Origin of the sequence: Pseudoalteromonas sp. S2893, assembly GCF_005887105.1 — a bacterium.
Lineage (GTDB): Bacteria > Pseudomonadota > Gammaproteobacteria > Enterobacterales > Alteromonadaceae > Pseudoalteromonas > Pseudoalteromonas atlantica.
Map to the genome: position 1 here is coordinate 1 of NZ_PNCY01000178.1, position 337 is coordinate 337.

Consider the following 337-nt stretch of genomic DNA (forward strand, 5'->3'; position numbering starts at 1 on the left):
TATTTTATTCCCTACTAAATGATACAGCTTCCCCTCACCGCGGTTTAAATAACGAGCAAAGGGAGCCAAATTAAAGCGCAGACTTGGCGGTAGGCAATCGTAGCCTGGTAAAAACTCTTTAGCAGAAACACGTGTTGCACTGGCAAAATGCAGCCACTGCGCGGCTAGCGTGTTTTGCTGACGCCTGGATGAAAATATTCGATTTACTTCACTAGGGATTTTATTAAAACGCATAAACTCAAGACACACTATCTGATTTGCAACGCGTTCTTTAGTGATGCTGTTTTTAAATACAAACCGCCATTTAGGACGCCCGCGTACAATAGCACGCCAAATT

Annotated in this window: 1 pseudogene; it reads right to left on the reverse strand. The window is 43.3% G+C overall.

Annotation, left to right across the window (positions count from 1 at the left end):
• Nucleotides 1-337, reverse strand: a pseudogene (locus CWC04_RS19590) (hypothetical protein); the annotation flags it as partial.